Annotated in this window: 5 protein-coding genes and 1 pseudogene; 4 read left to right on the top strand and 2 right to left on the bottom strand. The window is 51.1% G+C overall.

The annotated features are described in order from the left end of the window. Nucleotides 1-41: 41 nt before the first annotated feature. The 4 genes from KIS29_10925 to KIS29_10910 all read left to right on the top strand — a co-directional run bounded on the left by KIS29_10925 (nucleotide 42) and on the right by KIS29_10910 (nucleotide 5389). Nucleotides 42-836: a hypothetical protein gene (locus KIS29_10925; GenBank protein ID MBX8640837.1), complete on the top strand. Its 795-nt coding sequence runs from the start codon at nucleotides 42-44 to the stop codon at nucleotides 834-836. 433 nt (nucleotides 837-1269) lie between these two features. Further along, nucleotides 1270-2361, top strand: coding sequence for a P1 family peptidase (locus KIS29_10920; protein ID MBX8640836.1), 1092 nt, complete (start codon nucleotides 1270-1272; stop codon nucleotides 2359-2361). Nucleotides 2362-2473: 112 nt separating this feature from the next. After that, nucleotides 2474-3514: a hypothetical protein gene (locus tag KIS29_10915; GenBank protein MBX8640835.1), complete on the top strand. Its 1041-nt coding sequence runs from the start codon at nucleotides 2474-2476 to the stop codon at nucleotides 3512-3514. A gap of 312 nt (nucleotides 3515-3826) precedes the next feature. Continuing rightward, the gene (locus KIS29_10910; GenBank protein MBX8640834.1) at nucleotides 3827-5389 is read left to right on the top strand and encodes a hypothetical protein; all 1563 of its coding nucleotides are present in this window, start codon (nucleotides 3827-3829) and stop codon (nucleotides 5387-5389) included. 324 nt (nucleotides 5390-5713) lie between these two features. On the opposite strand, the pseudogene KIS29_10905 reads toward KIS29_10910, so the two are convergent. Together KIS29_10905 and KIS29_10900 are read right to left on the bottom strand one after the other, a co-directional pair. Then, nucleotides 5714-6904, bottom strand: a pseudogene (locus KIS29_10905) (transposase). Continuing rightward, the coding region (locus tag KIS29_10900) for an IS607 family transposase (GenBank protein MBX8640833.1) at nucleotides 6894-7116 on the bottom strand (223 nt) is incomplete at its 5' end. The pseudogene KIS29_10905 and the gene KIS29_10900, both read right to left, overlap by 11 nt.

The following is a 7116-nucleotide window of genomic DNA, read 5'->3' as shown; positions in this document are numbered from 1 at the left end:
AGGACTGATGTAAAAGATAAGGCGGATGGGGATGGAAAGTAATGACGAAGGCACAGCACCTGGTGACGCGTGCGATGACGGTGATGATACCGTTTCTAACGTTGTTCCTCTCTCTGTTCCTTCTGATCTCGATACAAACCTACTCTCCACGGGTATGTTTTTGTCCGATCCGCGGACAGGGTCTGAACTACGATTTCTTTCCCTCGTTCGGTGTTACCCGTTTTATCACCGAGTGGCTGCTTTTCGCGATTGCGATTTTATCGGCCCTGACCGCAGTCTTTACTGTAATCGGCTTCAACTGGGCGGTCAAGCGATCTGGCGGTATCAATCGCCTGGAAACTGTTGTGCGTGTCTCGACAGCCTGTTTTGCTGTTTTAATGGTATTCCTGTCATACTTCTATACCACATGGTGGCTCCTGTCCGATCAGGCCGCATCCGGAGCAATTCCTGGATTTATCTCAATTCTCCTGCTGACTGCCGTCGCCCTCCTTATATTCGTAATGGCGCAGGTGAGGCCTAAGGGAAATTTTAACAGGAGGTCCGGTTCATCTCCAGCGATGGGAGTGCAACTACCGGGAGGCCATGCAGCCTCGCTTCTCTACCTGGCGTCTGTGACCGTACTGGCAGGAATTCTTGTGCTGCTGCTTGAGTGGCCGTTTATCAACCCCTCAGTATGGTCGGAAAGACCGGCCTGCTGCTATGCAGGCATTCCTTATTTAACAGGGTGGCCAATCTGGCTGAGTTTCACCACCATCGTGCTCATCCCTTCACTCTCCCTGCTTTACATGTGCATTATTGCATTCATGAACAAAGCAGGCAGTGCAGGCAGGATGTGATACAATATTCATTGCCAGCAGGCACCGGCATTCTGCATTCTACGGCATTGGTTGCCGATATTCACACGAATTGCGCATTTGATGACTTTTCATACAAGATGTCACATACGAGTAATACGATCGGCCCCGTAACCCATGCAACGTTTTGTATGCAATAATGCCTGGCCAGCAACCGTAAACGAATCCGTGCGGGGCATACAGAACCTTTTCGCTTCACGCAGGGCAGCTCAGGCCATTTCCCGGGCTGTCGAAACCAAGTTGTCTGAATGTCTCTGAGTCTGATAATCTTTGTCTTTGTAATAGGAGAAACGGCAACGACGCCCTTCTAAATCGACAATACAGAATGGTTTAGGCAAGATGCCGCAAGTCCTCAGCCCATCAGGAAGGTGCTGTTAAATCGGTGAGACTATATTACACAAGGAAATGGATTCAGATGAGGACGAGAATCAGGGATTTGGGTATTGTGATCGGCGCTCTCGGAACCGGCCCTCTCAACAGGATCAGTGACGTGAGAGGTGTAACCGTGGGTCACAGGACACTTGTTTCAGGCAAAGGCAAACTCGTCCCCGGCAGAGGGCCGGTAAGAACCGGCGTTACTGTGATAATGCCGCATCAGGGGAATGTCTGGAAGGACCGTCCTTCTGCCGCATGGTCAACGATCAACGGCTGCGGAGAACTTACCGGTGCGCTGGAATTGGATGAATTCGGCTCTCTTGAGACACCTATCGGTTTGACAAACACTATGTGCGTTCACAATGTGGCTAATGGGCTGATAAGCCACGTTCTGGAAAAAAATGCGCAGGCTGGCATTACGGAAAGCACTGTTGTTCCGGTAGTTTCAGAGTGCGACGACTCTTTCCTCAACGATTCCAGAGGTATGCACGTCCGACCCGAACACGCTTGCGAGGCCATCAGTGCGGCCTGCGAGAAGTTCGAGCTGGGAAACGTTGGAGCAGGCACCGGTACGACAACCTTTCAGTTCAAGGGAGGCATCGGCTCTGCTTCCCGAGTCCTCCGCTTTTCCGGGCACACATGGACACTGGGCGTACTTGTCCTTTCAAACTTCGGCAGCAGATGGCAGCTGACCATTGCAGGACGAAACATAGGCAGCAGTCTGGATTCAGGACTCAGTGCACATAAACGCGATGGCGGTTCCATAGTGACTGTGATGGCTACGGACGCTCCTCTTTCTTCACGCCAGCTTAAGCGTCTTTCAAGAAGAGCGTTTCTCGGGATCGCGAGAACGGGGTCATTCGCCTCAAACGGAAGCGGCGATATATCTGTCGCCTTTTCCACTTCAAACAAAATTGTATATTCCGCGGCAGCTGAGAGGAGAGATGTAAGGGAATACCGGGAAATATCGGAGGAAAAGATGAATACGCTTTTCCAGGCTGCAGTGGAAGCAACTGAGGAATCGGTTCTGGATTCCATGTTCTGCTCGACAACAGTTGAAGGCAGGGACGGCCATGTCTCGGCAGAAATTCCAGTTGACCGGGTGTTGAAAATTTTAAACAAAAGTGCCTGAATGAGCGGAAGATGAGGACCGTACGTTTTCTGCGTTCGCAGAGGAATATGGCAAAATTACCTGAGCGGCAAAGCAGGAAATTTACTGTAATTCCGGCCAGCGTTGCAGGGGGTTGAAACAACTCAGGACAAGCGCTTCCTTTTCTACAGATGGTCGCCAGAATCAGCCGTTTCGTGTCTTTGTGTCGCTCTCATTCTTACCGGAGGCGGCGAGTATGATGCTCCTCTCGGCTTTCCCGATCTTAAATGTTACGGGCCTTACAGACCTCGGTTACAAGAATTCTTTTCCCTCTTCGACGATCTACAGCGTCAACGGATACCAGGTTTCGACATTCCTTGGCAATCTGAGCGTGCGAAGGACTTTGACCTATGCATTCAATCAGTCTGAATACCTTTCAATGAACAACGTTTCAGGTATAACATTCGCAAAAAATGAGGCAGGATACATTCCTTCCGGCATCCAGGACTATCCCTCCAATATAACAAACCTGAGTTCAAACCCGTGGATGCCATACTACGACATGAAACTTGCGATGTCATACTGGAACTCGACCCCCTTCACGGGTCTCGGAAAGAACTCAATAGTTCTTCCGATATTCAACTCAATAGGAAACGCAGTACAGGACGCAATGATCACGGATTACTGGATACCTGCTATCGAGGCAGCAACGCAGGGGGTCGTCCAGCCTTATCTGGTGGATATCAATCCTTCGACTCTCTCCACGCTGACCACTGTGTCCTCTTCTCAGAATCCGTTGCCGGTTTACTATGACGGATGGGTAGCCGATTACGCCGATCCCTCTGATTTCGCAGGACCGTTTGCCCTTCCATACGGCATCTATTCCTATCCTGACGGCCTGTTCCAGGGAACAGGATTCAATACAACCACGAATCCTCACGAATGGAAACTCATCCATGAAATGTGGAATTTCACGGAGGCAGCTTTTGGCGTGACAAACACTACACAGAGAACACAGTATTACTTTGAGTCAAGCTACCTGTATTCTGAACTGGACCTTGCGGTGGGCATATACCAGAGCGTCGGAGTCCTGTATTACCGTTCGTGGATCAACCCGTCTTCTTTCACCTGGTCGCTGGCTCCTGGAATAGACGCGCTGACATGGATCAATTTCTTCGGAGTCCAGAAAAGCTAGTGCGGTTACTGCTGAATAGCCAGGCCTACGACCATATCTGCCCTCCACGGATCATATTTCCCGGCACTGTAAACTGGAGGTGCAATTCAACAGGCAAACGTCGGCGTCATTTCACGGATGTGCAATGCTTTCGATATGCGCCCCCGAAAGGTGCCACCTATTCGCCACTGAAATGCGCTCCAGAAATTCTGTTCTGGAGCCTTTTATTCACCATTTCATTCTAAACAATGAAAAGCACGTTATTTTTTATCATGCTTAGTTATTTAAACTGAAATGCAGATCGCCAAACCGGGGGAAAGGGGGAGATAAGGTATGCTCTATCCTGCTGTTAGTCTCGTTATGCTTACCACAGGCGGAGTGCTGCTGGTTGGCTCTCTCCTGATCAACATTGTTTACAACAAGGACTCGGGCATTGCAATCCTCGTAATAGGTCTCATAGTCGCGGGAATGGCGTTCGGTTCCATATTTCAACCAAATGCAGCTTCCGCCAACGTGGTAATACCGGGTGGCCAGGCAAATTATTTCATCTACTTCCTGTCTGCCTTTGCGAGTCCTTTTATCAGCCAGCTCATGCTCATAATCATATTCACCGGAGCCGGGCTGAAGATAGGTGCCCGTGACAGAAAGGCAAAGGCGGGGAGGCTGAGAAGAAATGCCGACGGCTGGCTCATGGGATTCCTGGACATTTTTCTTTCTGCAATAATCTTCATGTTCATTTTCAGCGCATTTCATCTGCCTCTGCTGTACGGCGCACTGTTCGGCGCGATTGCGGGCGAGACGTCGGCTACAGTCGTCATACCTTATGTCCTCAAGGTGAGCGAGAAGAGGGTCGAAGAGGGAAAACCAGAGAGAATATACAACCAGATCGCGGAGCTTCTGACAATAGAGTCTGCTGCAAACAGCGTAATGCTCCTTGTCATTGTGGATCTCCTTTTATTCTTCATAGGCACAAACGGCTCAACACCCACCTTTCAATCAGGAATTAGCGCGCTGTCACATGCGTTCGACTCGTACCTTCTCTTCCACTTCGTCAACATCATGGAGCTGATTGTCACTGCCGGAGGTTTCATCATCGCCACAGTAATGATTCTCAATTTTTTCCCGCGAACCCTTTTCACTCAGAAGGGAGGGAACGAGGAGGCGGAGATGAGTAAGGGTATGCTGCAGTACGGTCTGCTTCTCGGCTTTTCCATCATACTGTACGAGGTGCTTGAGCTTGAGGGACCGTATTTCGCACTTGACAGCTTCAGTACTGCGGTCGTCGGCCTCATTGCGCTCTTTCTTCTGAATTATGCGGTCGGGTTTTTCTTCCTTAAAAGGAGGAACGGGCTGCTTCAGTCTCCCGGACCGGACGGCAGGGAATACGGTCTGTCTGGCATGACCATGTTCCATGAAGAATTCGAGCAGATGGTGCGGATAGGCTTTTTCTTTGTCGTCGGAATGCAGTTTTACGGGAATTTGCTCTCTCTTTACGACGGAGGAGGATTTTTAAACAGCGGTGTGCCGTCGCTGTCCGTTCCCATTTTAGGCGGTCTCCCATACCGCGGTCTGATCGAAGGCGCCCTGTTTGTCGTGCTCTTCTGGGCTGTATTCATGATTCTGAGAAAGATAATCGGACTTGCGGGCAGGACAATGCTTTTCACAAGCAGGGCGGACAGGAACGACAGAGGCGTCGTTCAGATTGTCGAAGCATCTCTTCCGAGAGGAGCCACAGCAGTCGCTGTGGCATCACTGCTGCTGATTTCCGGCAACCGCTATTCAGGCATAGTCTACGATCTTGTAATGATTGCCGTCTTTGTCTCGATCTTCGAATTTCTCTATTATTCGGCGGGAAGGAAAGCACCGCACAGTGTAACTGCTCCTGCGGCTGTCTGAAACATTCTCTCAACAGGAAACTTTCCTTCTGCGCTGAAACTCATGCGGGAAATGTGGCACCTGGCGCGGAAAACACACTGCCAAGAATGCAATATTGCTTTATTTCATCCCCGCCGAGGTCTCTATTTTTGCGGCATCGAGACATCAACGGCAACCTCTATTCCGGACCTCACTGCACCAGCAACCACGCAGTAGTTTTCGAATATCTCCATGCATCTCTTTACCGTTCCACGAAACTTACCCACTTATTCCGTTGGATGTGGTGTTCATTTCCTGAATCACAGGCGGGCACTGAGCACACGGCTCTGTAACCTCCCGCCTCAAACAGGCGTTTAAACTCTCCGCCGAACTGGCGGCGAGCCCTGACAGATTGATCGCGGCGTTGAGGTCGCGATCAATCATCGAGTTGCACATCTCGCACTCGAATACACGCTCAGACAGTTTCAGTTCCTGTTTGACGTGCCCGCAGGCGGAGCATGTCCTGCTTGACGGATAGAACCTGTCGGCGACGACTATGCGTGATCCGTACCATCCGGCTTTGTATTCAAGCTGCCTTCTGAATTCACCGAATGATGCGTCTGAAATGGCAGCGGCAAGACGGTGATTGCACATCATGCCGCCTGCATTCAGGTCCTCAATCACTATGGCCGACTTGTTTTTCGCCAGCCATGTGGTCGCCTTGTGTATGGCGTCCTTGCGCATGTTCGATATCTTCAGGTGTGTTCTGTTCAGCCTGTGCACTGCTTTTCTGCGGCTGTTACTCCTTTTTACTTTTCTAGACACCTCTCTCTGCTGCCTTTTCAGTTTCCTGATGTATGTGGACAGTGATCTGGGGTTTTCGAATACTGTGCCGTCGGATACAGTGGCAAGGTTTTTGACTCCGAGGTCCACACCGCAAATACTGCCGCTGTTCTCCGGTACTGTGTGTTCCTCAATGACTGCGAGCGATACAAACCATCTGCCGCTCTGTTCGGAAACTGTTGCGTTGAGTATGTGCGTGTCTGCCGGAAGGTAGCTGCTTTCCTTCAGCCTCACAGTGCCGATGCGCGGCAGCTGTATTGCACTGCCAGACACATTTATTGTCCCCGTGAGCCTGAAAGAGCCACAGCCGTGCTTTCTTGACTTGAACTTCGGGAAATCGGCATCACCGTCAAAGAAGCGTGCGAATGCACCGTCGAGATTGCGCAGTGCCTCCTGCGGTGCGCACTTCGACACTTCGTACATCCATGCAAGTCCTGTTTTCTTGAGGCTGTTGAGTTCCCTGTGCAGTTCCATTGCGCTCGGTACATTGAAATGCACTTCAGGCATATTGTCCAGGGCTGCATTGACGTCGGTGTCATCGCATCCCGACAGCGTGCGGTCTTCGGCGAGCTTTCTGTTGAGCGCCATCGCATCTCTCTTCCTCTCAAGTCCCCAGTTGTATGCGAAGCGCGCTGTGCCCGCACTCTTAAGCAGCATTGTGCGCTGGTCATTGTTCGGCTTCAGTTCTGTTCTGTATGCACGGTTAATCTGCACTGCCTGCCGCCTCCAGCGCCTTCTTGGCACGGTTCCTGGCTGAACGCCTGCCATAGAGTCTCGCACAGAAGGATGTGAGTACTTCCGTCATGTCCCGCACAAGGTCATACTCGACTTCTGCAGTGTCTAACACCGTGAGGCGTCTTCCTGCGGCAGACATCGCGGCTTCGGTGTACTCCGAGCCAAACCGTGTGAGCCTGTCCCGGTGTTCC

It is taken from the genome of Candidatus Sysuiplasma jiujiangense, from assembly GCA_019721075.1.
GTDB lineage: Archaea > Thermoplasmatota > Thermoplasmata > Sysuiplasmatales > Sysuiplasmataceae > Sysuiplasma > Sysuiplasma jiujiangense.
This window is presented reverse-complemented; position numbering and strand designations above follow the sequence as displayed.

Bases quoted from the DNA above. Each gene is read 5' to 3' on its own strand.
- KIS29_10920 (MBX8640836.1), top strand. From the start codon at position 1,270: ATGAGGACGAGAATCAGGGATTTGGGTATTGTGATCGGCGCTCTCGGA.
- KIS29_10910 (MBX8640834.1), top strand. From the start codon at position 3,827: ATGCTCTATCCTGCTGTTAGTCTCGTTATGCTTACCACAGGCGGAGTG.
- KIS29_10925 (MBX8640837.1), top strand. From the start codon at position 42: ATGACGAAGGCACAGCACCTGGTGACGCGTGCGATGACGGTGATGATA.